Genomic DNA, 24,762 nt, shown 5'->3' on the forward strand with positions numbered 1-24,762 from the left:
CCCCATGGCACGCTTTTTCATCGATCGACCCATCTTCGCGTGGGTGATCGCCATCATCATCATGCTCGCCGGCGGCCTGGCCCTGTTCAAGTTGCCGGTCTCGATGTACCCCAACGTCGCACCGCCGGCGGTGGAAATCAGCGCCACCTACCCGGGTGCATCGGCCAAGGTGGTCGAGGACTCGGTGACGCAGATCATCGAGCAGAACATGAAGGGCCTTGATGGCCTGATCTACTTCTCCTCCAACAGCTCGTCCAACGGCCAGGCCACCATCACCCTGACCTTCGAGAGCGGCACCAACCCGGACATCGCCCAGGTGCAGGTGCAGAACAAGCTGCAGCTGGCCATGCCGCTGCTGCCGCAGGAAGTTCAGCGGCAGGGCATCAACGTGGCCAAGTCCAGCTCGGGCTTCCTGAACGTCATCGCGTTCGTGTCCGAGAACGGCAGCATGGATGCCAACGACATCGCCGACTACGTCGGTTCCAATGTCGTCGATCGCCTGAGCCGCGTGCCGGGCGTGGGCAACATCCAGGTGTTCGGTGGCAAGTACGCCATGCGCATCTGGCTGGATCCGAACAAGCTGCATACCTATGGCCTGTCGGTTGCGGAAGTGACCGCAGCGATCAAGGCACAGAACGCGCAGGTGGCCATCGGCCAGCTTGGCGGTGCACCGTCGATCAAGGGCCAGCAGCTCAACGCCACCATCAACGCGCAGTCGCGCCTGCAGACCCCGGAACAGTTCCGCAACATCATCGTGCGCGGTGCGCAGGACGGTGCCGAGCTGCGCCTGGGGGATGTCGCCCGCGTCGAGCTGGGTGCCGAGTCCTACGACTTCGTCACCCGCTACAACGGCCAGCCGGCCAGCGGCCTGGCGGTGACCCTGGCCACCGGCGCCAACGCGCTGGATACCGCTGCTGGTGTGAATGCCGCGCTGGAAGACATGAAGAGCTTCTTCCCGGCCGGGCTGAAGGCCGAGGTTCCGTACGACACCACCCCGTTCGTGCGCGTGTCGATCAAGGGCGTGGTGCAGACCCTGATCGAAGCGATCGTGCTGGTGTTCGTGGTGATGTACCTGTTCCTGCAGAACTTCCGCGCCACCCTGATCCCGACCATCGCCGTGCCGGTGGTGCTGCTGGGTACCTTCGGCGTGCTGGCCATGCTCGGCTTCTCGGTGAACATGCTGACCATGTTCGCGATGGTGCTTGCGATCGGCCTGCTGGTGGACGATGCCATCGTGGTGGTGGAGAACGTCGAGCGCATCATGTCCGAGGAAGGACTGTCGCCGCTCGAGGCGACCCGCAAGTCGATGGGCCAGATCACCGGCGCGCTGGTGGGCATCGGCCTGGTGCTGTCGGCGGTGTTCGTGCCGATGGCCTTCATGAGTGGCTCCACCGGCGTGATCTACCGCCAGTTCTCGGCCACGATCGTCTCGGCGATGGCATTGTCGGTGCTGGTCGCGATCGTGCTGACCCCGGCGCTGTGCGCGACCATGCTCAAGCCGCTGAAGAAAGGTGAGCACCACGTCGCCCACCGCGGCCTGGCCGGTCGCTTCTTCAATGGCTTCAACCGTGGATTCGACCGCACCAGCGAAAGCTACCAGCGTGGCGTGCGCGGCATCATCCATCGCCCGTGGCGCTTCATGGGCATCGTGGCGGCGCTGTTCGTGCTGATGGGCGTGTTGTTCGTGCGCCTGCCCAGCTCATTCCTGCCCAACGAAGACCAGGGCGTGTTGATGGCGCTGGTGCAGGCCCCGGTGGGTGCCACCCAGGAACGTACGCTGGAATCGATCGCGGCGCTGGAAAACCACTTCCTGCAGAACGAGAAGGATGCGGTGGACTCGGTGTTCTCGGTGCAGGGCTTCAGCTTCGCCGGCATGGGCCAGAACGCCGGCATGGCATTCGTCAAGCTGAAGGACTGGAGCGAGCGTGACGCCAACAATGGTGTGATGCCGATCACCGGACGCGCGATGGCGGCCCTGGGCCAGATCAAGGATGCCTTCATCTTCGCCTTCCCGCCGCCGGCCATCCCGGAACTGGGCACTGCCTCGGGCTATACCTTCTTCCTGAAGGACAACAGCGGCCAGGGCCACGAGGCACTGGTGGCCGCGCGCAACCAGCTGCTCGGCCTCGCCGCCGGCAGCAAGAAGCTGGCCAACGTGCGCCCGAACGGCCAGGAGGACACGCCGCAGTTCCGCATCGACATCGACGCGGCCAAGGCGACCTCGCTGGGGCTGTCGATCGACCAGATCAACGGCACGCTGGCCGCCGCGTGGGGCAGCTCGTACATCGACGACTTCGTCGATCGTGGCCGCGTCAAGCGTGTGTTCGTGCAGGCCGACCAGCCGTTCCGCATGGTGCCGGAGGACTTCGATCTCTGGTCCGTGAAGAACGACAAGGGTGAAATGGTGCCGTTCAGTGCCTTCGCTACCAAGCACTGGGATTACGGTTCGCCGCGCCTGGAACGCTACAACGGTGTGTCGGCCATGGAAATCCAGGGCGAACCGGCCCCGGGTGTCGCCTCCGGCGATGCCATGGCCGAGATCGAGCAGCTGGCCAAGCAGCTGCCGGCGGGCTTCGGCATCGAATGGACGGCGATGTCGTACCAGGAGCGCCAGGCTGGCTCGCAGACGCCACTGCTGTACACGCTCTCGCTGATGATCGTATTCCTGTGCCTGGCCGCGATGTACGAAAGCTGGAGCGTGCCGACCGCAGTGCTGCTGGCGGCCCCGCTGGGCATCCTCGGCGCGGTGCTGGCCAATACCTTCAAGGGCCTGGAACGCGATATCTACTTCCAGGTGGCGATGCTGACCACGGTGGGCCTGACCAGCAAGAACGCGATCCTGATCGTGGAGTTCGCCAAGGAGAACCTGGAGAAGGGCGCAGGCCTGATCGAATCGATCATGCATGCCGTGCGCGACCGCCTGCGTCCGATCGTGATGACCTCGCTGGCCTTCGGCATGGGCGTGGTACCGCTGGCGATCTCCACCGGTGCCGGTTCCGGCGCCAAGCAGGCGATCGGCACCGGCGTGCTCGGCGGCATGATCGTCGGCACCGTGCTCGGTGTGTTCTTCGTGCCGCTGTTCTTCGTGGTGGTGCAGCGCGTGTTCAAGCGCAAATCCACGACGTGACCTGAAACGGTCATGCCGGCCTCAGGCTGGCGTTGTCGAAACGGTAGTGCCGGCCGCTGGCCGGCATGACCTCCTGCCATCCGGCAGTACCGATGGAAGTCATTCCCATGAAAAGTGCATCCCTGTTCCTTTCCATTGCCGCTGTGCTCGCGCTCGCCGGCTGCTCCACCCTGGTGCCGAAGAACACCGCTGTCGCCCCGGCGATCCCGGCGCAGTGGCCGGCCGAGGCCGCGCAGGGCGAGGTGGCCGATGTCGCCGCCGTCGGCTGGCGCGACTTCTTCACCGATCCACGCCTGCAGCAGGTGATCGAGCAGTCGCTGCAGAACAACCGCGACCTGCGCGTGGCCGTGCTCAATGTAGAGCGCGCGCGCGGCCAGTACCGTGTGCAGCGCGCTGATCGCGTGCCCGGCGTGGCCGTTACCGGCCAGATGCAGCGCCAGGGCACCGACGCCGGTGTCAACGAACAGTTCACCGCCGGTGTCGGCGTGGCCGAGTTCGAGCTGGATCTGTTCGGCCGCGTGCGCAATCTCAGTGAAGCCGCGCTGCAGCAGTACTTCGCCGTCGCCGCCAACCGCCGCAACGCGCAGTTGAGCCTGGTGGCCGAGACGGCCACCGCATGGCTGACCTACGGTGCCGATGCGCAGCGGCTGAAGTTCGCCGATGCCACGCTGAAGACCTACGAGGATTCGCTGCGCCTGGCCGAGGCCCGCCACGAACGTGGTGGCAGTTCGGCGCTGGAGCTGACCCAGACCCGTACCCTGGTCGAGACCGCGCGTACGGACGCCGCACGCCTGCGTGGCCAGCTGGCCCAGGACCGCAACGCGCTGGCGCTGCTGGCCGGTGGCCAGCTGGATCCGGCGCTGCTGCCGGACAGCATCGAGCCGCAGCTGCTTGCACTGGCACCGCCGCCGGCCGGCCTGCCCAGCGACGTGCTGCTGCAGCGCCCGGACATCATGGCCGCCGAACACCAGCTGCTGGCGGCCAACGCCAATATCGGTGCGGCACGCGCGGCGTTCTTCCCGAGCATCTCGCTGACCGGCAGCATCGGCAGTGGTTCGAGCGAACTGTCCAACCTGTTCGACAGCGGTACGCGCGTGTGGAGCTTCCTGCCGAAGATCACGCTGCCGATCTTCCAGGGCGGCAAGCTGCGCGCCAACCTGGCTATCGCCAACGCCGATCGTGATATCGCTCTGGCGCAGTACGAGAAGTCGATCCAGGTGGGTTTCCGCGAAACCGCCGATGCGCTGGCGTTGAATGTCAGCCTGGACGAGCAGGTGAGTTCACAGCAGCGCCTGGTGGAAGCGGCCGAACAGGCCAACCGCCTGTCGCAGGCGCGCTATGACGCGGGCCTGGACAGCTTCGTGACCCTGCTTGATGCGCGGCGTACGGCCTACAACGCACAGCAGACCCAGCTGCAGGCGCAGCTGGCGCAGCAGGCCAACCGCATCACCCTGTACAAGGTGATGGGCGGTGGCTGGCACGAGCGCAGCTGAAGGACAGCCGGCCAGCGGCCGGCTCTACCTTGATGATCGATGGTAGTGCCGGCCGCTGGCCGGCATTGTCATTTCAGGACCTGCTACACCGCTTCATCGTCGCGCCGCGCTGCATGGCAGGCGCGCACCCGCGCGAGCGCATCGCCGGCTTCGCGCGCCATCTGCTCGTACTCGGCGCGGATCTCTTCCAGGCGCGCTTCGTCCAGTTCTTCCAGATCCAACAGTTCGTTGTTGGCTTCGGCCGTCGCCCGGATCAGCTCGTCCAGCTTGATCTGCATCGCGGCGGTGTCCGCGTTCTGCGTGTGCTGGATCAGGAACACCATCAGGAAGGTGATGATGGTGGTGCCGGTGTTGATCACCAGCTGCCAGGTGTCGTTGAAACCGAACACCGGGCCACTGATACCCCAGATCACCACGATCGCTACTGCAGCCAGGAAGGTCCACGGCGAGCCGGTGGCGGCCGCGGCCTTCTTGGCGATCGTATTGAACAGGTTTCGTACTTTCATCGTCGTCGTCCCACTCAGGTGACGAGGATGATCGGCAGTGGCCCGTGCAGGCGCCGTGCAGCGGCGGTCAGGCGCGCATGCGCTGCAGCCGCGGTGCCTGCAGGCTGCGCACCGGACTGCTCTGGTAGACGTGCTGCCAGCAACGGTCGACGAATTCGCGGGCCTGGGCTTCACTCAGTCGCGGCATGATCTGCAGGGCGTACTGGGTCTGGAACATCTCGTCACGTTCGGCCTCGCTGGCGCGCGGCTGGGTGATCAGCGAATCGCAGGCAAACTTGATCCACGGCACGTACGAGCCGAACGAGTTGTGCGGCAGTGCGCCTTCGGCATGTTGGCGGCGCCAGTGATCCAGCTCGGCGTCAACGTTGATGACCGGAGGAATGGTGGGGACTTCAGCGTGCATGACAATCCAGTTCGGTTGAGTGGAAAGGGAGTGGGGGTTCATCGGAGTGTGGCGTATGTGGCGGTGCATGCCGCGTCAGCGCGATGTGGAGCTGGCGTTGGCATGTCCAATCAACTGCGCGTGCTCGACGGCACCGAGATCTTCGGCCAGGGTGGCCATCGCGTTGCACAGGCGCTCGTGGTCGAGCGGATGGCGACGGACCAGCTCCAGTTGCATGCGCTGGTAGGCGGTCCAGAACAACGCGCCGCGCCGGTGCAGTGCATATTGCCGCTGCAGGCGTTCGCGGATCGGGTCGAGGATCGAGTCTGGTGCAGGTCGTACGGCGTGCGCGCACATGGCTGGCTCCGCCGGGGAAAGAAGTCCCGGTAACCCCACCCTAGGCGCGGCAGCCGGGCGGGGTGTTATCGCAGCGTGTGCACGTTGCGCAGCTGACTGTGCACTGGTTCACGGCAATGGCCGCAAACGCTGCCGGCACTAGGGCGTGCCGGCACTGAAGCGTTCATTAAACGGGTTCAACAGGACACTGCGTGGTGATCATTCACCGATGTCTTCATTCCAGATCTCCGGGTGCTGCGCAATGAAGCCGCCCAGCAGGTCCACGCATTCCTGGCTGTCCAGGTCGATCACGTTGACGCCATTTTCCCGCAACCAGTCGATGCCGCCCTGGAAGGTGCGCGATTCGCCCACCACCACGGTGCCGATGTTGAACTGGCGCACCAGGCCAGAGCAGTACCAGCACGGTGCCAGGGTGGTGACCATGATCGTGTCCTGGTAACGGCGCTGGCGGCCGGCCTTGCGGAACGCATCGGTCTCGCCGTGCACCGACGGGTCGCCTTCCTGCACGCGGCGGTTGTGGCCGCAGCCAAGCAGGCGGCCGTCGTTGTGGTACAGGGCTGCGCCGATCGGCACGCCGCCCTCGGCCAGGCCCTGGCGGGCTTCGGCGATGGCGGTCTGCAGCAGGGCCTGGTAGTCGGGCGTGGTGATCATGCGGGGCTCCGGTAAGTCGTGGCCCGCCATGATACGGGCAGGGGGTGCCGCTGGCCCCCGGCGGTGCGATAATCGGGGCCATGAGCGAATCCCCCTACAAAGCCGGTACCACCCATTTCGGGTTCCGCGACGTCGCCGCCAAGGACAAGCAGAAGCTGGTCGGCCAGGTGTTCACCTCGGTCGCGCGCAACTACGACCTGATGAACGACCTGATGAGCCTGGGCGTGCACCGGGCGTGGAAGCGCTACTACGTGGCCACCGCGCAGGTGAAGCCGGGCGACCGCGTGCTCGATCTGGCGGGCGGCACCGGCGACATCGCCGCCCTGCTGAAGGAGCGCGTCGGCGCCGAGGGCTCGGTGGTGCTGGGCGACATCAACGCCGGCATGCTGTCGGTCGGCCGTGATCGCCTGACCAACCGCGGCCTGGTGCTGGGCCTGGACTACGTGCAGTGCAACGCCGAGGCCCTGCCGTTCCCGGACAACAGCTTCGACCTGGTCACCATCGCCTTCGGCCTGCGCAACGTGACCGACAAGGACGCCGGCCTGCGCGAGATGTACCGCGTGCTGAAGGTCGGGGGCCAGGCCCGCGTGCTGGAGTTCTCCGAAGTCACCGCGGACTGGTTCAAGCCGATCTACGACTTCCACTCGTTCAAGATCCTGCCGAAGCTGGGCAAGCTGTTCGCCAATGACTCGGACAGCTACCAGTACCTGGCCGAGAGCATCCGCAAGCACCCGCCGCAGGATGAACTGAAGGCGATGATGGGGCAGGCGGGGTTCGAGCGCTGCCACTACAAGAACCTGACCGGCGGCATCGTTTCGATCCACTCCGGCTACAAGCTGTAAGCCCCGCTCTGGTGGGTGCCAACCGTGGTTGGTGCTCGCCCGCTGCGGTGATCCGATCTGGTAGCTGCCGACCTTGGTCGGCACGGGCCTGCCGCATGCGTTGATGGATCCGTGCCAACCAAGGTTGGTACCTGCCTGTAGATGCCGACCTTGGTTGGCATGCGCCCGAGGCGCAGGATCGGCTTGCCTGCCATTACCCCGCAACGCGCAACGCCTGCCGGGCCGGAGGGAGGTACCATTGGGGTTTGATCCCCGTAACGGTCCCGATTCATGCGTAATCCGCTGATGCTCCTTCCGCTGGCCGTGGCCCTGGCCGCCGGCTGCTCCCAGGAGGCGGCCGCGCCCGCCGCCGCCCCGACTGCCGCAAAGGCCCCTGCCGCCCCCGTGAACGCCGAGAACCGCAGCCACGACGAAAGCTCGTACGCCGAGCCGGACAAGGTCGTCATCAAGGACATCGCGCTGGATCTGAAGCTGGACTTCGACCAGAAGCAGATCGGCGGCACCGCCACCTACACCCTGGAATGGAAGCAGAAGGACGCCAGCCAGCTGGTGCTCGACACCCGCGAGCTGACCGTGTCCAAGGTCGAGGCCGTCGCCGCCGATGGCGCGCGCAGCCCGCTGAAGTTCGAGCTGGCCGCCGCTGACAAGGTGTTCGGCAGCAAGCTGACCATCGAGGCCCCGGAACAGCCGGCCAAGGTGGAAGTGACCTACCACACCGCACCGACCGCATCGGGCCTGCAGTGGCTGGCACCGTCGATGACCGAGGGCAAGAAGCTGCCCTTCATGTTCAGCCAGTCGCAGGCCATCCACGCCCGTTCGTGGGTGCCGCTGCAGGATACCCCGAGCGTGCGTTTCACCTACAGCGCGCACGTGGTCTCGCGCCCGGACGTGATGGTGCTGATGAGCGCCGACAACGATCCGAAGGCGGCGCGTGACGGTGACTACACCTTCAAGATGCCGCAGCCGATTCCGTCCTACCTGCTGGCCATCGCCGCCGGCGACCTGGTGTTCGAGCCGATCTCCGGCCGCTCCGGCGTCTGGGCCGAGCCGACCATGGTCAACAAGGCCGCCAAGGAATTCGAAGACACCGAGAAGATGATCGGTGCCGCCGAGAAGCTGTATGGCGAATACCGCTGGGGCCGCTACGACATGCTGGTGCTGCCGCCGTCGTTCCCGTTCGGCGGCATGGAGAACCCGCGCCTGACCTTCGCCACCCCGACCGTGATCGTCGGCGACAAGTCGCTGGTCTCGCTGGTCGCCCACGAGCTGGCGCACAGCTGGTCGGGCAACCTGGTGACCAACGCCAGCTGGAAGGACATCTGGCTCAATGAAGGCTTCACCACCTACGTCCAGGGCCGCATCACCGAAGCCCTGTACGGCAAGGAGATGGCCGAGATGGAGAAGCAGATCGACCAGACCGACCTGCTGGCCGAAGTGAAGGACATGAGCCCGGCCGACCAAGCACTGGCGCTGCCGCCGCTGAACGAGCGTGATCCCGACGAAGCGCTCAGCCAGGTCGCCTACGTCAAGGGTTCGTGGTTCCTGGAGTTCCTGGAGCAGCGCTTCGGCCGCGAGACCTTCGATCCGTTCCTGCGGGGCTGGTTCGATGACCACGCCTTCCAGAGCGCGAACACCGACCAGTTCGTCGCGTACATGAAGAAGAACCTGCTGCCGAAGAATCCGTCGGCCGTGACCGAGGCCGAACTGAAGGCGTGGCTGGACGAGCCGGGCATCCCGGCGTTCGCGGCCAAGGCGCAGTCGCGCAACTTCAGCAGCGTCGATACCGCGCGCATCGCATTCGCCAGCGCCGGCACCGTGCCCAGCAGCCAGGTCATCGCCGACTGGAGCACCCAGGAATGGGTGCGCTTCATCGACGGCCTCGGTGCGACCCAGCCGCTGGACAAGCTGGCCACGCTGGACAAGGCCTTCCACTTCACCGGCACCCCCAATGGCGAGATCGCCATGCGCTGGTACCCGCTGGCGATCCGCAGCGGCTACGAGCAGGCCAATGAAGGCGCGGCGGCATTCATCGAGCGCGTCGGCCGTCGCAAGCTGATCCTGCCGATCTACGCCGAACTGGTGAAGACCCCGAAGGGTCTGGAACTGGCCAAGCAGGCCTTCGAAAAGGCCAAGCCGGGCTACCACCCGATCACCACCGCCTCGGTCCAGGACATGCTGGCCAAGGCTGAAGCCAAGTAAGCGGTAGTGCCGGCCGCTGGCTGGCAACCGGTCACTGCTTCACCACCAACGGCGGGGAAACCCGCCGTTGGTGTATCCGCTTTTCGCTGCCGATAGAATCGGGATGCACTCGCATAGGACCTCCGCCATGAAACGACTGATCCTGCTCACCGCCTGCACCCTGGCCCTGGCCGCCTGCAGCAACCCGGAAGAGGAACGCAAGGCGCAGGAAGCCGCTGCGGCCGCCGCGCAGGCGCAGAAGGAGGCCAAGGCCGAAGACGTGGCCAAGCAGTACGACATGGCCGTGGCCGCGCAGGACTGGGAACGCGCGCGCCTGCATGGTGCCTCGCTGCTGGACCAGTACAAGGACACCGCCGCCGCCGAGCGCATCGCCGCAGGCTTCGACGAGGTCAAGGCCAAGGGCGACGCCGCGCGCGACCTGCGCCGCATGCAGGGGCTATGGCAGTACAACCAGATTCCGGTGGGCAGCAAGGGCAACCAGGTCTCGGCGCAGATCTACAGCGAGGAACGGGTGGACGTGGATGGCAGCGGCGCCAAACCGGTGCAGCTGGTGTTCCGCGATCATCCGGAGTGGAAGCGGCATGCCTACCTGGTGCTGCAGGCCGGTGATTTCCGTTGCCCGCAATGCACGGTGAAAGTGACCGTGGATGACGGCAAGCCGGTACCAATGGCGGCCTGGCGCCCGAAGACCGATGAAGCCATCGCCCTGTTCATCACCGATCAGAAGGCACTGTGGAAGCTGGCGCGCAAGGGCAAGTCGATCAGCATCGAGTTTCCGGTCAAGGCCGGTGGCACGCGAACGGCCGTGTTCGAAACCGGCGGTGTCGACGCCAGCCGCATGCCGCAGTGGTGGCAGTGAAGGTTGCGACGGGCAGCGCAGTGCACGCGTTGTCCGCGATCCGGCACTGGGTGTTCGACATGGACGGCACGCTGACGGTGGCCGTGCATGATTTCGCCGCGATCCGCCGCGCGCTGGAGATCGCCGCGGAGGAAGACATCCTCGACCATATCGCGGCATTGCCCGACGCACCGGCGCAGGCCAAGCGCGCGTGGCTGCTGGATCACGAGCGCGCCCTGGCCGAGGACGCGCTGCCAGCGCCGGGGGCGGTGAAGCTGCTGCGCGCGCTGTCGGCGGCAGGTTGCCGGCTGGGCATCCTGACCCGCAACGACCATGCGCTGGCGAAGCTGACGCTGGAGGCGATCGGGGTCGGGGCGTTGTTCGACGACGCCGACATCATCGGCCGCGATGAAGCGGTGCCCAAGCCCTCGCCGGATGGCCTGCAGCAGCATCTTCGTCGCTGGGGCATCGGGGCTGCGCACGCGGTGATGGTCGGTGACCACGCCTACGACCTGGAGTGCGGGCGCGCCGCGGGCGCTCACACCGTGCTGGTCAATCTGCCGGAGAACCCATGGCCGGGCCGGGCCGACTGGCATTTCGCCGATTGCCGCGCCTTGCTGGCGGCCTGGCAGCAAAAGGGGTAGTGCCGGCCGCTGGCCGGCAGTGTCGACCAAGGTCGACACCTACCAGAACACCCGTGGCCAGGCTGGCGGCCTGGCAGCAGAAGGGGTAGTGCCGGCCGCTGGCCGGCAGTGTCGACCAAGGTCGACACCTACCAGAACACCCGTAGCCAGGTTGGCGGCCTGGCAGCAGAAGGGGTAGTGCCGGCCGCTGGCCGGCAGTGTCGACCAAGGTCGACACCTACCAACAGCATTCCCAGCAGCGCATCGGGTGGAAAGCCCCCTTGTTGTTCAAGGGGGCGCGCCGAAGGCGCGGGGACAAGGTGGGATGCGCGGGCAGTTCGTTTACGCGCCCAGCGCGTAACCGAACTGCTGCTTGAACTGCTCGTTGAACTCATCGAAGGTGAAGCGCTGGTTCTGCGTGCCCGGGTGCTCGACCTTCAGCGCGCCCATCAGGTTGCCCATGCGGCCGATGGTCAGCCAGTCGTAGCCCTTCTGGATGCCGTAGATCAGGCCGGCGCGGAAGGCGTCGCCACAGCCGGTCGGATCGACCACGCGGCGCTCGTGCGCCGGCGGGATGTCGTAGCTCTTTTCCGGGGTGTGGATGACCGCACCCTTCGGGCCACGGGTGGTGATGTAGGCCTTGACCCGGCTGACGATCTCCTTCTCGTCCCAGCCGGTGCGCTCCTGCAGCAGGTTCGACTCGTAGTCGTTGACCACCACGTAGTCGGCCTGATCGATGAAGGCGCGCAGCTCGGGGCCGTTGAACAGCGGCATGGCCTGGCCCGGGTCGAAGATGAACGGAATGCCGTCCTCGTGGAATTCCTGCGCGTTCTGGATCATGCCTTCGCGGCCGTCCGGGCCGACCAGGCCCAGGGTCACGCCCGGCACGCCGCGCACATGGTTCTCGTAGGAGCGCATCATCGCGCCCGGGTGGAAGGCGGTGATCTGGTTGTTGTCGTGGTCGGTGGTGATGAACGCCTGGGGGGTGAACAGCTCGTCGATCACGCGCACGCGCGACAGGTCGATGCCCAGGCCTTCGAAGTATTCGCGGTACGGGCCGAAGTCCGAACCCACGGTGCCCATCGGGATCGGCTGGCCGCCCAGCAGGTGCAGGTTGTAGGCGATGTTGCCGGCGCAGCCGCCGAACTCGCGGCGCATGCGCGGCACGAGGAAGGACACGTTCAGGATGTGCACCTTGTCCGGCAGGATGTGATTCTTGAACTGGTCCGGGAACACCATGATGGTGTCGAAGGCAAGAGAACCACAGATCAGAGCGGACATCGATGTAAGCCTATGCGGTGAATTTTGGGGTGGGCCGGCCCGGTTCAGCGGGCAAGCAAACGGCGCCCTTGGGCGCCCGACGGCGCAAAGGTTACCCGCTGGTGCCGCTCAGGGCCAGAACCGGGTGATGCCCGATCAGGCCGAAAGCCTGTGAAGACGCGGGTTCAGCTAGTTTTTTCCTTGCTCGGCGGCAGGCGGGTTGCTAGGCTTGTCGGCCTCGATTTCTGCCCATTTTTTCGCCATCCCGCGGCGGGCACGACACCCCTCAGGACTCCTTCCTCAGATGTTCAAGAAACTCCGTGGCATGTTCTCCAACGACCTGTCCATCGACCTGGGCACGGCCAACACCCTCATCTACGTGCGCGGGCAGGGGATCGTGCTGAACGAGCCGTCGGTCGTGGCCGTGCGCCAGGACCGTGCCATCGGTGGCACCCGCTCGGTGGCAGCCGTTGGCGCCGAGGCCAAGCAGATGCTCGGCCGTACCCCGGGCCACATCACCACCATCCGCCCGATGAAGGACGGCGTCATCGCCGACTTCACCTACACCGAGGCGATGCTCAAGCACTTCATCAAGAAGGTGCACAAGTCGCGCGTGCTGCGCCCGAGCCCGCGCGTGCTGGTCTGCGTGCCGGCCGGTTCGACCCAGGTCGAGCGCCGCGCGATCAAGGAATCGGCCGAGGAAGCCGGTGCCCGTGACGTGTACCTGATCGAAGAGCCGATGGCTGCCGCGATCGGCGCCGGCATGCCGGTCACCGAAGCCCGTGGCTCGATGGTCATCGACATCGGCGGCGGCACCACCGAAGTGGCCGTGATCTCGCTCAACGGCATCGTCTATTCGGCCTCGGTCCGCATCGGCGGCGACCGCTTCGACGAATCCATCACCAACTACGTGCGCCGCAACCACGGCATGCTGATCGGTGAAGCCACCGCCGAGCGCATCAAGGTCGAGCTGGGTTGTGCCTACCCGCAGGCCGAGGTGCAGGAGCTGGAGATCTCCGGCCGCAACCTCGCCGAGGGCGTGCCGAAGATGATCAAGATCAGCTCCAACGAGGTGCTTGAAGCCCTGCACGAACCGCTGTCGGGCATCGTCAGTGCGGTCAAGCTGGCGCTGGAGCAGACCCCGCCGGAACTGTGTGCCGACGTTGCCGAGCGCGGCATCGTGCTGACCGGCGGCGGCGCCCTGCTGCGTGACCTGGACCGCCTGATCTCCGAGGAAACCGGCCTGCACGTGCAGGTGGCCGACGATCCGCTGACCTGCGTGGCCCGCGGTGGCGGTCGTGCGCTGGAACTGGTGGATATGCACGGCAACGAGTTCTTTGCGCCGGAATAAGCCGTCCCGGCCGTTCCTGCCCGCCGCGCCCTTCCGGGGTGCGGCCCGCCGCGATGGCGGGCCGGCACCGGCGGGGCGTCCGCGTGTTTCCCTTCCGCCTTCTGCCAGTTGAATCGTTGCCGTGCCGCCCTACGCCGGTCCTCCCGTTGCCTCCCGATCCGGTGATGCCGCCAGCCCCCTGCGGTTGCTGGCCTATCTTGCATTGGCCATCACACTGATCGTCCTTGACGATCAGGCGGGCTGGCTGGCGCGCCTGCGCGAGCAGGCCAACAGCCTGGTGCAGCCTGTGTGGGCACTGGCGGGTCTGCCCGGCAAGCTCGGCAACCAGGTCAAGGATTCCGCGGCCAGCCACACCCAGCTGGTCACCGAGAACCGTGAACTGCGCAACCAGCTGCTGCTGGCCAACGCGCGCCTGACCCGACTGCAGACCGCAGCGCTGGACAACGCCCAGCTGCGCGAACTGCTGAACGTGGCCGAGCGCAGTGGCCTGGACGTGCAGCTGGCGCCGATCCTGGATATCGACCTGGACCCGGTGAAGCAGCGCCTGGTGCTCGACGCCGGCAGCCGCGAAGGCGTGCATGTCGGGCAGGCGGTGATCGATGCCGGTGGCCTGATGGGGCAGGTGATCAGCGTCACCGGCGGTACCTCCACCGTGCTGCTGCTGACCGACCCCGACCACGCGGTGCCGGTCACCGTGGCCCGCAACGGCGTACGCCTGATCGTCTACGGTCGCGGCGACACGCTGGAGCTGCGCGACATCCCGCTCAGCGCGGGTGTGGAAGTGGGCGATGAGATCGTCACCTCCGGCCTCGGTGGCCGCTTCCCGGCCGGCTTCCCGGTCGGCACCATCACCGGCCTGCGCCCGGACGACACCCATGCCTTCCTGGTCGGCGAACTGAAGCCAGCCGCCCAGCTGGATCGTGGCCGTGATGTGCTGCTGTTGCGCCCCGGTGCGGCGATCCGCATTCCGCCGGAACTGCGCCTGCAGCTGGAAGAAACCACTCCGGGTGGCCCGGCCACCGGCGCCACCGTGCCTGCGGGAGCCGCGCCAGCGACAACGACGCCAGCTCCGGTCAGCTCCCCGGTAGTGCCGGCCGCTGGCCGGCAACAGCCCTCGTCGCAAGCGAGGACTGTTGCCCCCGCATCCTCGCTTGATCCTGCTGCCCCGGTAGTGCCGGCCGCTGGCCGGCAACCGACCACGCCGGAGGCCCAGCGATGAGCCGCCTGCGCGACAACCCGTGGGTATTGCCGGCCAGCCTGGTCGTAGCCCTGCTGCTGGGCCTGCTGCCGTTGCCGGCGCTGCTGCAGCCGCTGCGCCCGTACTGGCTGGCGCTGGTGCTGGCGTACTGGGTGATCGAGACGCCCGAGCGCGTCGGCCTGGGCATTGCTTTCGCCAGCGGCGTGGTCGCCGACCTGCTGTACGGCGGCGTGCTCGGCGAACAGGCGCTGCGGCTGGTGATGCTGGCCTTCATCCTGCAGCGTTTCCGCGCCCGCATCCGCTTCTTCCCGATGTCGCAGCAGATGCTGGCCATCGGTGGCCTGTTGTTCAACGACCGCATCGTCAGCGCGCTGGTCCACATCCTGGTGGGCGAGCCGACCCTGCCGTGGTCGTACTGGTGGGCCCCGCTGTTGGGCATGGGCCTGTGGCCGCTGGTGTTCGTGCTGCTGGACGCGGTGCGCTTCGGCAAGCGCGGGCGCTGAGCCATGATCCCGCGCCGCCAGGTCAAGAACCCGCACGCCGAAGCCGAACAGTTCCGCCGCCGTGCGGCGCTGGGTTTCCTGGGCGTGCTGGTCTGCCTGCTGGGCCTGGGCGGCTGGTACTTCAAGCTGCAGGTGCTGGATCACGACGTCTACGCCACGCGCTCGGAAGCCAACCGCATCAAGCCGCGGCCGGTGGTGCCCGGGCGCGGCATGATCTACGACCGCAACGGTCGCCTGCTGGCCGAGAACGTGCCAGCGTTCCGCCTGGACGTGACCCCGGACAAGGTCAAGGACATGGACGCCACCCTGGAAGGGCTGGCGAAGATCATCAGCATCAGCCCGGAAGAGCTGGAAGCGTTCAACAAGTCGCGCAAGGCGCGCCGCAAGTTCCTGCCGGTCACGCTGAAGCTGCGCATGAGCGACGAGGAGATGGCGCGCTTCGCCGTCGACCGTTGGCGCTTCCCTGGCGTCGAGCTTGAGCCCTACCTGACCCGGCGTTATCCGTACGGTGACCTGTTTGCGCACATCATCGGCTATGTCGGCCGCGTCGACGACAAGGATCTGGAGATCCTCGGCGAAGGCAATGCCGCGCTGACCCACATCGGCAAGTCCGGCCTGGAGCGCTATTACGAGCAGCAGTTGCGCGGCAAGGTCGGCTACGAGCAGGTCGAAACCAACGTGCAGGGCCGTGCCATCCGCACCATCGGCCGGGTGGCCGCGCAGTCCGGCGCCGACCTGCGGCTGTCGATCGACGCGGACCTGCAGCGTGCCATGGTGGCCGCCTTCGGCGACCAGGAAGGCTCGGCAGTGGCGATGGACCCGCGTACCGGCGAGGTGCTGGCGATGGTCAGCCTGCCGTCCTACGACCCCAACCTGTTCGTCAACGGCATTTCCCATGCCGACTTCAAGGCGCTGAACGAGAACCCGTCGCGGCCGCAGTTCAACCGCCTAGTGCTCGGCGGCGTTGCTCCCGGTTCCACGCTGAAGCCGCTGATCGGCCTGGCCGGCCTGGACTCGGGCGTGCGCCGCCCGGAAGACAAGGTGCTGTCCACCGGCATGTTCTACCTGCCCGGCACCAGCCGTGGCTGGGGTGATGCGCATCGTGGCGGCCATGGCTGGACCGATCTGCGCAAGTCCATCGCCGAGTCGGTCAACACCTACTACTACAAGCTTGCGCTGGACCTGGGCATCGAGCGCTTCGACCATTACATGGAGTACTACGGCTTCGGCCAGCCGACCGGTATCGACCTCACCGGCGAAATCGGCGGCATCCTGCCGTCGCCGGCCTACAAGCGGAAGACCCGCAAGGAAGCCTGGTACCCCGGCGATACGGTCAACATCAGCATCGGCCAGGGCGACTGGAAGGTCACCCCGCTGCAGTTGGCGCGCGGCGTCAGCGCGCTTGCCGACGGGCAGCTGCGCACCCCGCACCTGGTGATCCAGCAGCGCGACGGCTTCGACAGCGACTGGACCGCGACGCCGCCCGGCGAGAGCAAGCCGGTCAGCCCCAACCCCAACAACGTGCAGGCGGTGCGCGAGGGCATGATGGCGACCATGCGGCCGGGCGGCAGCGGCTGGCGCGTGGCGGTCGGTGCGCCGTACGTGATGGCCGGCAAGACCGGTACCGCGCAGGTCATCAGCCGCAAGGGCACCGCAGCGGTGAACCCGAAGAGCCTGCCGATGCACCTGCGCCACCGCGCGCTGTTCGTCGGCTTCGCGCCGGTCGAAAACCCGGTGATCGCGATCGCGGTGGCGGTGGAAGGCGGTGGCTATGGTGGTTCGGCTGCTGCGCCGATCGCCCGCAAGGTGTTCGATGCCTACCTGCTGGGCAAGATGCCCGAGGGCATGCAGCCGCTGGACAGCGAGCGTGGTACCACCGCCATCGGTGCCACCGCGTTCGACAACGAAGACGCCGGCGCACGCCAGGCCGGTGATCTGGCGGCCGCGCAGCTGGGCGAACACCCGGTGCAGGTGGGTGCCCCCACCCCCGAACCGGCCCCTGCGCCGCAGCCGGGCACGCCGGCCGCTGCCGCACTGCCGGCCACGCCACGCCCGACGGTTGCGGAGCCCGCACGATGAAAGTGTTCCTGCGCTGGGCCGGCGACATGCTGCGCCGCTTCTTCAGCACGCTGGACTGGGTGTTGTGCCTGGCCCTGGGCGCGCTGATGGTGATCGGCCTGGCCACCTTGAAGAGTGCCGGTGGCGACGGCCTGGTGATGGCCCAGGGCGCGCGTTTCGCGGTGGGCATGGCTGCACTGTGGGGCATCTCGCGGGTGCCGATCCTGCGCATCCGCTCGGCCACGCCGATGATCTATGCGATCTCCATGATTCCGCTGCTGGCGGTGTTCGTGCTCGGCACCGGCAAGTACGGCCGGCAGTGGCTGGACCTGAAGTTCTTCTACCTGCAGCCGGCCGAGCTGCTGAAGGTCAGCCTGCCGATGATGGTGGCCTGGTACCTGCACAAGATGCCGCTGCCGCCGCGCTTCAACACCGTGCTGGTGGCCTTGATCATCATCGGCGTGCCGACCGGCTTGGTGATGTTGCAGCCCGACTTCGGTACCGGCGTGCTGATCGCCGCCAGTGGCGTGTTCGTACTGCTGCTGGCAGGCCTGCCGTGGTGGTGGGTCGGGCTGGGCGTGGGCGGCGTGGCTGCGGTCGCGCCGGTGGCCTGGTTCTGGCTGCTGCGGCCGTACCAGAAGGACCGCATCATGATGTTCCTGGACCCGGAGATGGATGCACTGGGGGCCGGCTGGAACATCATCCAGTCGAAGATCGCGATCGGGTCCGGTGGCTTCGATGGCAAGGGCTGGGGCGAGGGCTCGCAGTCGCACCTGAACTTCATTCCGGAACAGACCACCGACTTCGCGTTCTCGGTGCTGAGCGAGGAGTTCGGCTGGATGGGTGTGGCCCTGGTGCTGACCCTGTACCTGGTGGTGATCGGGCGTTGCCTGTGGATCGCCAGCCAGTCGCGCGATTCCTATTCGCGCCTGTTGGCCGGCGCTACCGGCCTGGCGTTCTTCGTCTATGTACTGGTGAACGGCGGGATGATTTCCGGCCTGCTGCCGGTGGTGGGCGTGCCGATGCCGCTGATCAGCTACGGCGGTACCTCGGCGGTGTCACTGCTGGCCGGCTTCGGCCTGGTGATGGCCGTACGCAGTCACAACCCGGTGCACGGCGGCTACGGCTAGCACCGGTCGCGCGCTTCGTCGCGCTTCCATCTGCTCGATTGCATCCGCTGTTCTGTAGAGTCGAGCACGGCTTGACTCTACAAGCGCACGCGCACCCTGACAGCTTCACGCAAGCACGCATTGCTACCGTGCCCGCGTGGAATGGAAACGACTGCTTGGTGGCTGCCGTGAGGTGGCGCGCACGATCGATCTGCCATTGCTGATCGCGTTGCTGATCCTGATGGGCGCGGGCCTGGCGGTGCTGCACAGCGTGTCCGGTCCGGTGGCTGGGCAGGCGGCGCGTTTTGCCGGTGGCCTGGCGTCGATGTGGCTGCTGTCGCGCGTTTCGCTGCTGCGGCTGCGCGCGTGGACGCCGGCAATCTATGCGCTGTCGATGCTGCCGTTGATGGCAGTGTATGTGATCGGTACAGGCAAGTACGGGCAGCGCTGGCTCAATCTCGGCGTGTTCTACCTGCAGCCGTCCGAACTGCTCAAGCTCAGCCTGCCGCTGATGATGGCCTGGTACCTGCATCGGCAACCGCTGCCACCGTCGCCGCGCACCGTACTGACCGCCACCGTGCTGATCGGCGTACCCGCCGTGCTGATCCTGATGCAGCCCAACCTGGGCACCGCCACGCTGGTTACCGCCAGCGGCGTGTTCGCGCTGCTGCTGGCCGGATTGCACTGGGGCTGGGTGGCCACTGGCGCGACGGGCCTTGCCGTTGCCGCGCCGCTGGCCTGGTTCGGCCTGCTGCGGCAGTACCAGAAGGATCGCGTGCTGACCTTCCTTGATCCGTCGGCGGATCCGCTTGGCACCGGTTGGAACATCCTGCAGTCGCGCATCGCGATCGGCTCCGGTGGCTGGGACGGGCGCGGCTGGGGGCAGGGCACCCAGGCCACGCTGGACTTCCTGCCTGAGTACACCACCGACTTCGCGTTCTCGGTGCTGGCCGAAGAGTTCGGCTGGATCGGCGTGGCCACCGTGTTTGCGCTGTACCTGTTCGTGGTCGGCCGCTGCCTGTGGATCGCGGTGCACGCCCGCGACACGCACGCACGGTTGCTCGCCGGCAGCCTGGGCCTGGCGTTCTTCGTGTACGTACTGGTGAACGGCGGGATGATTTCCGGCCTGCTGCCGGTGGTGGGCATTCCGATGCCGTTGATCAGTTATGGCGGTACCTCGGCGGTGTCGCTGCTGGCGGGTATCGGGCTGGTGATGGCGGTGCGCGGGCACCGGCCCGTGCACGGGGGATAGGGTTTCCAGCCAACGGCGCAGCCCCTCGTGGGTGACCGCGCAATGCAGTTCATGGGTGGGGCCGGGTAGATGGGCCGCGCAGGGGACGCTGCAAGTACATCCATGTAAGCTCGGTCGCCGCATCCATGCGGCTCACGCCCCTGCGCAGCCCATCTACCCGGCCACGGACAGGTTCCGTGCGCGTCTACCCACGGAGAAGAAAGAGAAGATCAAAAGCAAAGGCGGCCTGGCGGGTCGCTTCATTGCCTTGTGTAGAGCCGAAGGCAGCGGCAGGAGCCGCTGCCAACGTCGCCCACGGCGACGGCCCGAAGGGTGCCGGTCAGGACGACCGGCATAGCCATGCTCGGCTCACAAGCAAGCGCAGCGCCGCGACCCGCTTTTGATTTTCTCTTTCTTCTCCGTGGGTGGCAGACCGCCAAAATCTGTCAGAGGGCGGTCGGGTTGGGTACGCGGGGGTGTCAGCCGCATGGATGCGGCTGCCAAGCCTCCAGGGACGGATTCACGGCGTCCCCCGCGTACCCAACCCGACCGGCCCACCCGCGGCTTCTGCTTTCCGCGACCACCCCAGACACCACCCACGAGGGGCTGCGCCGTTGGCTGGAAACTTCCTGACTCTGCGCAACGCTCGCTGTGGAAGCGTTCTCACAACGCTGCACGACAGCACACCCGCTGACCAAAGTCCGCAAAAAACGTTAGCTGGTTCACACTTTTACGCCGCGTTGATCTTGATCAATGGACTTGTCGTAATCGGCCTGCACAATGGCGGCCCGTTCGGCACGGCGCGCCGTCAATCGTTGCAGCGCGAGGGGGCGTCGGGCGGGAGCAGTACTGATCCAACGGATACAGGGAGCGCGGGGCACTGCCACTGGGGAGCGGCAGCCGCGCAGGTATCGACCGGATCCGGTCGCCGGTTGCGTCTGCGGGGATGGGGACGCAACCGGCCACCTCTCTCTGAATGGGGAAGCACGATCACGACGCCTTCACATTTCCCGCTGAACACGGGCAAATCGTTGTGATTCATGGTGTTAGGGGTTTTAATTCATCCATGACCTGCTAACCTGCGACGATGATTCGACGCACTCTGGCCTGCATGCTCACCCTCGGCCTGGTCGCCTGCGCGACCCAGCCGAAGTCCCCACCGTCTTCACCCCAGGCCAGCAGTACGCCGCGCCAGCCCGCCACCAAGGCCCATGGGCCGGCCGAGGCTGCACCCGAAGCAACTGCGGCTACCGCGCCGCCGGTGGATCTCACCCCGGTGCCATTCGAGGTCGCGCGGGCCCGCTTCATTGCCGATACCGCCAAGCGCTATGGCCTGAAGCCGGAGCAGATCAGCAGCGTGCTCGACCAGGCGCAGGTGCGCCAGCCGATCATCGCCGCGATGTCGCGTCCGGCCGAGCGGGTCAAGCCGTGGAACGAATACCGGCCGATGTTCATCAGCAAGGCACGCATTGATGGCGGTCGCGCGTTCCTGGCCGAACACCGTGCCGAGCTGGATCGCGTGCAGCAGCGCACCGGCGTGCCGGCCGAAGTGATCGTGGCGATCATCGGCGTGGAAACCAGTTACGGAAAGAATGCCGGCAGCCATCGCGTGCTCGATGCGCTGTACACGCTGGCGTTCTACTACCCACGCAGCGGCGACCCGGCCAAGCTCGAACGCGAAGTGCGCCGCGAGCTGTTCTTCCGCGATGAGCTGGCCAAGCTGTTCGAGCTGGGCCGAGAAGAGAATCTGGACATCACCACGCTCAAGGGCAGTTATGCCGGTGCGATGGGCATGGGCCAGTTCATGCCGTCCAGTTACCTCGATTACGCGGTGGACGGCAACGGTGATGGTCGTCGCGACCTGTTCAACAGCTACGACGACGTGTTCTCCTCCATCGCCAACTACTTCGTGAAGAAGGGGGGCTGGGTGCGTGGTGGCCAGGTTGCGGTACCGGCCGCGCTGGCCCCGGGTCGCGAGGAGTTCAACCCGACCGAATGGATGCCCACCTGGTCGCTGGCCGACCTCGCACAGCGCGGCTACCAGCCGGGCACGCCGGTGCAGCCGGGCGCCACCGCCACCCCGATCACCCTGGAAGGCAGCACCGGCAAGCAGTACTGGCTGGGCTTCCAGAACTACTACGCGATCACCCGCTACAACCTCTCGAAGATGTACGCGATGGCCGTGTTCCAGCTGTCCCAGGCCATCGCCGGACAGGAGCTGCCCCCGGCATGAACATCAGATGGTTGGTCCCGAGCTTGATCGTCTTCGCGCTGGCGGCCTGCAGCAGCGCGCCGAAGAAGCCGGCCACGGCCGGCCATGGTGGCAAGTCCAGCGGCACGCTGGTGCAGGGCCGTGGTTCGCGACCGGCGCACTGCCCGGAAGGTTCGCCGTATGCAGCGGCCAAGGAAGACCTCAGCACCCGCGGCAATTACACCGCTGGTGGCCTGTACAAACCAGGCGTGCGTGACAGCACGCCCGACTACATTCCCAACGTGGCCTGCATCCCCGAGCCGGAAGTGACCGCCGAGGAACGTTCGGCCATCGGCAACAAGTCGCCGTACGTGGTGCTGGGCAAGTCGTACAAGGTGCTCGACGACACCCATGACTACGTCGAGCGCGGCACCGCGTCGTACTACGGGGCCAAGTTCCATGGCCGCCTGACCTCCAACCGCGAGGTCTACGACATGTACCAGTTCACTGCCGCGCACAAGACGCTGCCGCTGCCCAGCTTCGCCCGCGTGACCAACCTGGACAACGGCGAGTCGGTGATCGTGCGTGTCAACGATCGTGGTCCGTTCCATGACGGCCGCGTGGTCGATCTCAGCTATGCCGCCGCCGTGCGCCTGGGCATCACCCAACGCGGTACCGGCAATGTCGAGGTGCGCGCGCTGCAACCGGGCGAGAGCAACCTGATGGCGCAGAAGCCGTCGCGTCGCGAGCGTCGCGCGGCTGAAGCGGCTGCCGCCACTGCAGTGGCCAGCGCGCGCCCGGTGCCGGCGCCACGTGCTTCCACCGACAGTGATATCGATCGCCTGGTCAACCGCTTGCCGACCGATGGCGCCCCGGCGCGCGGCCAGCCGGCCACCACCCGGGGCGTGGCCAGCACCGCGCCGGACGTGGCGGTCAGCAGCCTGCCGCCAAGCGCGCCGGTGGTGCGCACCTCCGCGCCGGCTCCGGCCGTTGTCGCCAGCACGGCCCCGCGCGCGGTGGCACCGGCACCGGTGCGTGCCGCCGCGGCGGCGCCGAGCCTGTCGCAGCAGATGGTCGGCGCGGTGATGGTGCAGGTCGCCAGCTTCTCCAACCGCGACAACGCCAACCGCGCGATGGGCCAGCTCAGTGCCGCCGGCATCGTCGGCGCGACCATCAGCGACATCGCCGCCGGTGGCCGTACCCTGTTCCGCCTGCGTGTTCCGGCAAGCGACCATGCCAGTGCGGCGGAACTTGTCGGTCGCATCGCCGGTCTGGGCCTGGGTTCGCCGCAGATCGTCAAGGACTGATCCGCCCGGGCCGGTGCTGCCGGCCCATGCTCCCCCGGCCTTACAATGGCCGTTACGTTCCACCCTCCATTCCCGGCCGTCCCCTGGAGCCTGCTGTCCAATGAATTTCCGTTCCGCCGCCACCGCCCTGGCCGCCACCCTGGTGGTGGGCCTGGCTTCCGCCCAGACGCCGCTGCCGACTCCGGCCACGCCGGCGCCCGCCGCCGCCGCCGCCCCGGCCACCGTCGCCACTCCGCCGGCCCCGGCGCCAAGCGTGTCCAAGGCCTGGGTGCTGATGGATTACGCCACCGGCCAGGTGCTGGCTGGTGAAAACATCCACGAGCAGCTGGCCCCGGCCAGCATCACCAAGGTGATGACGTCCTACGTGATCGCCGCCGAGGTCAAGAACGGCAAGGTCCGTGCGGATGACCAGGTGATGATGAGCGAGCGCGCCTGGCGCGAGGGCGGCGCTGGCACCGATGGGAGCTACAGCGGCTTCCCGGTCAACCAGACCGCGCGCCTGGAAGACATGGAAAAGGGCATGGCAATCCAGTCCGGCAATGATGCCGCGATCGCCCTGGCCGAACATGTGGCTGGCAGCGAAGAGGCCTTTGCCTCGCTGATGAACAGCTACGCCGCCAAGATCGGCATGAAGGACTCGCACTTCGTCAACGCCCATGGTCTGACCGCGCAGGGCCACCACAGCACCGCCTACGACCTGGCGCTGCTGGGCCGCGCGATGGTCCGCGATTACCCGGAAACCTACGCGTACAACAAGATCAAGGAATTCCAGGTCGGCAACATCAAGCAGCCGAACCGCAACCTGCTGCTGTGGCGCGATGGCAGCGTGGACGGCATCAAGACCGGCCACACCTCCGAGGCGGGCTACTGCCTGATGAGCTCGGCCCAGCGTGGCGACCAGCGCCTGATCGCGGTGGTGCTGGGCGGTGCGTCGGAGAAGCAGCGTGCCGATGACAGCCTGGCCCTGCTGAATTGGGGCTTCCGCTTCTTCGAGACCCACCGCCTCTACGAGCCGGGCAAGGCCGTGGCCGAGCACAAGGTCTGGAAGGGCACCACCGACAAGGTGCAGCTGGGCGTGGCCCAGCCGATGCTGGTCAGCGTGCCGCGCGGCCGCTACAACGACCTGAAGCCGAGCATCGACGTGCCCAAGACCCTGGAAGCACCGTTCACCGCCGGCCAGCAGATCGGTACCGTGAAGGTCACCCTGGATGGCAAGGTCATCGCCGAGGCACCGCTGGTGGCCGTGGCCGCCGTCGAGCAGGCCGGCTTCTTCAAGCGCCTGTGGGACAGCTTCTGGATGTGGTGGGAATCGGAATGATCCACGCCCTGGCGTGGTGAAGGAAAAGGCCGGCGAATGCCGGCCTTTTCCGTTTCGGGATGCCGGCTCCGCATGATTCCCGCCGGATGTGGGTAGTGCCGGCCGCTGGCCGGCTCCCCATGAACCCATCCGGATGTGGGTAGTGCCGGCCGCTGGCCGGCTCCCCATGAACCCATCCGGATGTGGGTAGTGCCGGCCGCTGGCCGGCTCCCCATGAA

The 24,762-nt window shown here is 66.9% G+C and carries 20 protein-coding genes; 15 read left to right on the top strand and 5 right to left on the bottom strand.

What is annotated here, in order from left to right:
- The first annotated feature begins 4 nt into the window (after positions 1-4).
- Positions 5-3,127 (top strand): multidrug efflux RND transporter permease subunit SmeE, encoded by a 3,123-nt coding sequence (smeE, locus tag AC5P99_RS20770; protein WP_005411088.1) that lies wholly within the window; start codon positions 5-7, stop codon positions 3,125-3,127.
- A gap of 92 nt (positions 3,128-3,219) precedes the next feature.
- Entirely contained in the window at positions 3,220-4,620 is a 1,401-nt protein-coding gene (gene smeF, locus AC5P99_RS20775) for a multidrug efflux RND transporter outer membrane subunit SmeF (RefSeq protein WP_143572891.1), read from the top strand.
- 83 nt (positions 4,621-4,703) lie between these two features.
- Here the strand turns inward: smeF and AC5P99_RS20780 are convergent, their stop codons facing one another.
- The 4 genes from AC5P99_RS20780 to AC5P99_RS20795 form a co-directional block, all read right to left on the bottom strand.
- The gene (locus tag AC5P99_RS20780) at positions 4,704-5,126 is read right to left on the bottom strand and encodes a low affinity iron permease family protein (RefSeq protein ID WP_005411086.1); all 423 of its coding nucleotides are present in this window, start codon (positions 5,124-5,126) and stop codon (positions 4,704-4,706) included.
- A gap of 67 nt (positions 5,127-5,193) precedes the next feature.
- Positions 5,194-5,529, bottom strand: coding sequence for a hypothetical protein (locus tag AC5P99_RS20785; RefSeq protein WP_005411085.1), 336 nt, complete (start codon positions 5,527-5,529; stop codon positions 5,194-5,196).
- Positions 5,530-5,604: 75 nt separating this feature from the next.
- Positions 5,605-5,865, bottom strand: coding sequence for a hypothetical protein (locus tag AC5P99_RS20790; protein ID WP_005414515.1), 261 nt, complete (start codon positions 5,863-5,865; stop codon positions 5,605-5,607).
- A 198-nt stretch (positions 5,866-6,063) separates the two neighbouring features.
- On the bottom strand, positions 6,064-6,516 hold the full coding sequence (locus AC5P99_RS20795) for a nucleoside deaminase (RefSeq protein ID WP_005411083.1): 453 nt from the start codon (positions 6,514-6,516) through the stop codon (positions 6,064-6,066).
- A gap of 80 nt (positions 6,517-6,596) precedes the next feature.
- On the opposite strand from AC5P99_RS20795, the gene ubiE reads away from it, so the two are divergent.
- The 4 genes from ubiE (at position 6,597) to AC5P99_RS20815 (ending at position 11,039) form a co-directional block, all read left to right on the top strand.
- A complete protein-coding gene (gene ubiE, locus AC5P99_RS20800) occupies positions 6,597-7,358 on the top strand; it encodes a bifunctional demethylmenaquinone methyltransferase/2-methoxy-6-polyprenyl-1,4-benzoquinol methylase UbiE (RefSeq protein WP_005411082.1) in 762 nt (253 codons plus the stop codon).
- Between the two features lie 270 nt (positions 7,359-7,628).
- Positions 7,629-9,557, top strand: coding sequence for a M1 family metallopeptidase (locus tag AC5P99_RS20805; RefSeq protein WP_329757061.1), 1,929 nt, complete (start codon positions 7,629-7,631; stop codon positions 9,555-9,557).
- Between the two features lie 127 nt (positions 9,558-9,684).
- Positions 9,685-10,416, top strand: a complete 732-nt coding sequence (locus AC5P99_RS20810) for a hypothetical protein (RefSeq protein ID WP_495213517.1) — start codon at positions 9,685-9,687, stop codon at positions 10,414-10,416.
- The gene (locus AC5P99_RS20815; RefSeq protein WP_012481295.1) at positions 10,404-11,039 is read left to right on the top strand and encodes an HAD family hydrolase; all 636 of its coding nucleotides are present in this window, start codon (positions 10,404-10,406) and stop codon (positions 11,037-11,039) included. The genes AC5P99_RS20810 and AC5P99_RS20815 overlap by 13 nt, the downstream gene beginning before the upstream one ends.
- A gap of 321 nt (positions 11,040-11,360) precedes the next feature.
- Here the strand turns inward: AC5P99_RS20815 and AC5P99_RS20820 are convergent, their stop codons facing one another.
- Entirely contained in the window at positions 11,361-12,299 is a 939-nt protein-coding gene (locus AC5P99_RS20820; protein WP_005411078.1) for a carbohydrate kinase family protein, read from the bottom strand.
- 283 nt (positions 12,300-12,582) lie between these two features.
- On the opposite strand from AC5P99_RS20820, the gene AC5P99_RS20825 reads away from it, so the two are divergent.
- The 9 genes from AC5P99_RS20825 (at position 12,583) to AC5P99_RS20865 (ending at position 24,544) form a co-directional block, all read left to right on the top strand.
- The gene (locus AC5P99_RS20825) at positions 12,583-13,629 is read left to right on the top strand and encodes a rod shape-determining protein (RefSeq protein WP_005411077.1); all 1,047 of its coding nucleotides are present in this window, start codon (positions 12,583-12,585) and stop codon (positions 13,627-13,629) included.
- 121 nt (positions 13,630-13,750) lie between these two features.
- Positions 13,751-14,848 (top strand): rod shape-determining protein MreC, encoded by a 1,098-nt coding sequence (gene mreC, locus AC5P99_RS20830; RefSeq protein ID WP_049450451.1) that lies wholly within the window; start codon positions 13,751-13,753, stop codon positions 14,846-14,848.
- A complete protein-coding gene (gene mreD / locus AC5P99_RS20835; protein ID WP_005411075.1) occupies positions 14,845-15,330 on the top strand; it encodes a rod shape-determining protein MreD in 486 nt (161 codons plus the stop codon). The genes mreC and mreD overlap by 4 nt, the downstream gene beginning before the upstream one ends.
- 3 nt (positions 15,331-15,333) lie before the next feature.
- Positions 15,334-17,409: a penicillin-binding protein 2 gene (mrdA, locus tag AC5P99_RS20840; protein ID WP_049450452.1), complete on the top strand. Its 2,076-nt coding sequence runs from the start codon at positions 15,334-15,336 to the stop codon at positions 17,407-17,409.
- Positions 17,406-18,518 carry a rod shape-determining protein RodA gene (rodA, locus tag AC5P99_RS20845; protein WP_005411073.1) on the top strand — a complete coding sequence of 371 codons (1,113 nt, stop codon included), beginning with the start codon at positions 17,406-17,408 and terminating at the stop codon, positions 18,516-18,518. The genes mrdA and rodA (AC5P99_RS20845) overlap by 4 nt, the downstream gene beginning before the upstream one ends.
- Positions 18,519-18,654: 136 nt before the next feature.
- Entirely contained in the window at positions 18,655-19,749 is a 1,095-nt protein-coding gene (gene rodA / locus AC5P99_RS20850) for a rod shape-determining protein RodA (RefSeq protein ID WP_088436809.1), read from the top strand.
- Between the two features lie 1,066 nt (positions 19,750-20,815).
- Entirely contained in the window at positions 20,816-21,961 is a 1,146-nt protein-coding gene (gene mltB, locus AC5P99_RS20855) for a lytic murein transglycosylase B (RefSeq protein WP_495213518.1), read from the top strand.
- A complete protein-coding gene (locus AC5P99_RS20860; protein WP_062605617.1) occupies positions 21,958-23,226 on the top strand; it encodes a septal ring lytic transglycosylase RlpA family protein in 1,269 nt (422 codons plus the stop codon). The genes mltB and AC5P99_RS20860 overlap by 4 nt, the downstream gene beginning before the upstream one ends.
- A gap of 100 nt (positions 23,227-23,326) precedes the next feature.
- The gene (locus AC5P99_RS20865; RefSeq protein ID WP_005411069.1) at positions 23,327-24,544 is read left to right on the top strand and encodes a D-alanyl-D-alanine carboxypeptidase family protein; all 1,218 of its coding nucleotides are present in this window, start codon (positions 23,327-23,329) and stop codon (positions 24,542-24,544) included.
- Positions 24,545-24,762: the final 218 nt, after the last annotated feature.

This window comes from Stenotrophomonas sp. YJH_SMC_80 (assembly GCF_059372495.1).

Excerpts from the sequence above, each read along its gene's own strand:
- smeE (WP_005411088.1), top strand. The coding sequence starts at position 5 with ATGGCACGCTTTTTCATCGATCGACCCATCTTCGCGTGGGTGATCGCC.
- smeF (WP_143572891.1), top strand. The coding sequence starts at position 3,220 with ATGGAAGTCATTCCCATGAAAAGTGCATCCCTGTTCCTTTCCATTGCC.
- AC5P99_RS20780 (WP_005411086.1), bottom strand. The coding sequence starts at position 5,126 with ATGAAAGTACGAAACCTGTTCAATACGATCGCCAAGAAGGCCGCGGCC.
- AC5P99_RS20785 (WP_005411085.1), bottom strand. The coding sequence starts at position 5,529 with ATGCACGCTGAAGTCCCCACCATTCCTCCGGTCATCAACGTTGACGCC.
- AC5P99_RS20790 (WP_005414515.1), bottom strand. The coding sequence starts at position 5,865 with ATGTGCGCGCACGCCGTACGACCTGCACCAGACTCGATCCTCGACCCG.
- AC5P99_RS20795 (WP_005411083.1), bottom strand. The coding sequence starts at position 6,516 with ATGATCACCACGCCCGACTACCAGGCCCTGCTGCAGACCGCCATCGCC.
- ubiE (WP_005411082.1), top strand. The coding sequence starts at position 6,597 with ATGAGCGAATCCCCCTACAAAGCCGGTACCACCCATTTCGGGTTCCGC.
- AC5P99_RS20805 (WP_329757061.1), top strand. The coding sequence starts at position 7,629 with ATGCGTAATCCGCTGATGCTCCTTCCGCTGGCCGTGGCCCTGGCCGCC.
- AC5P99_RS20810 (WP_495213517.1), top strand. The coding sequence starts at position 9,685 with ATGAAACGACTGATCCTGCTCACCGCCTGCACCCTGGCCCTGGCCGCC.
- AC5P99_RS20820 (WP_005411078.1), bottom strand. The coding sequence starts at position 12,299 with ATGTCCGCTCTGATCTGTGGTTCTCTTGCCTTCGACACCATCATGGTG.
- AC5P99_RS20825 (WP_005411077.1), top strand. The coding sequence starts at position 12,583 with ATGTTCAAGAAACTCCGTGGCATGTTCTCCAACGACCTGTCCATCGAC.
- mreD (WP_005411075.1), top strand. The coding sequence starts at position 14,845 with ATGAGCCGCCTGCGCGACAACCCGTGGGTATTGCCGGCCAGCCTGGTC.
- mrdA (WP_049450452.1), top strand. The coding sequence starts at position 15,334 with ATGATCCCGCGCCGCCAGGTCAAGAACCCGCACGCCGAAGCCGAACAG.
- rodA (WP_005411073.1), top strand. The coding sequence starts at position 17,406 with ATGAAAGTGTTCCTGCGCTGGGCCGGCGACATGCTGCGCCGCTTCTTC.
- mltB (WP_495213518.1), top strand. The coding sequence starts at position 20,816 with ATGATTCGACGCACTCTGGCCTGCATGCTCACCCTCGGCCTGGTCGCC.
- AC5P99_RS20860 (WP_062605617.1), top strand. The coding sequence starts at position 21,958 with ATGAACATCAGATGGTTGGTCCCGAGCTTGATCGTCTTCGCGCTGGCG.
- AC5P99_RS20865 (WP_005411069.1), top strand. The coding sequence starts at position 23,327 with ATGAATTTCCGTTCCGCCGCCACCGCCCTGGCCGCCACCCTGGTGGTG.